Below are 518 nucleotides of genomic sequence, written 5' to 3'. Positions count from 1 at the left end.
TTTTACCGCAAGATGCATGACGCGCATCACTCAACTTATTGAACCGCCGTGTACGGACCCGTACGCACGGTGGTGTGAGAGGACGGAGGGATAATCCCTCCTCCTACTCGATTGTTGAAAAAGTCTTACAACTTACATGTTTATTCGTTTGGTTGTATTTCCCCTCTGTTTACCAGCGGAAGCTTGCCATGGGCTAGCCTTCAGCTATTTCTCAGGGTGACCCTTGTATGAAGGGAAGAAAGGCACGGCTTCACTCGGACACAGGCTTCTTACAAGAAGCCTTCAAGACCCAGTCCGGCTCCGCTCGTGCGTTGATGCCGTTCTCAGATCTGAACGGCAAGGAATCTTCAGGCTGCGCGGCTTCCACTGGCGTCTCCGCCGGACACATCGGGGAAACGGCTCTGCTTCGTGGAAAACAACGTCACAACAGGCAGACGCGACTGCTTTTTGTACTTTCATAATGAATTCTACGAAGTACGGACACCCCTGTTCAACATTGAAACGTCTCATCGGGAAAG

General features: G+C 51.4%; 1 protein-coding gene. It reads left to right on the top strand.

From position 1 onward, the window contains the following. Window positions 1–314 precede the first annotated feature (314 nt). Complete coding sequence (locus HCN83_RS17995; RefSeq protein WP_168009792.1) at window positions 315–461, top strand: hypothetical protein; 147 nt, start codon at window positions 315–317, stop codon at window positions 459–461. Window positions 462–518: the final 57 nt, after the last annotated feature.

The sequence above is a fragment of the Alkalicoccus luteus genome (assembly GCF_012034335.1).
Lineage (GTDB): Bacteria > Bacillota > Bacilli > Bacillales > Salisediminibacteriaceae > Alkalicoccus > Alkalicoccus luteus_A.
Note: the sequence above shows the minus strand (reverse complement) of the source record. Positions and strands in the feature narration are given on the sequence as shown.

What these genes read in the sequence shown, in the direction of transcription:
- HCN83_RS17995 (WP_168009792.1), top strand. Translation starts at nt 315, where the DNA reads ATGCCGTTCTCAGATCTGAACGGCAAGGAATCTTCAGGCTGCGCGGCT.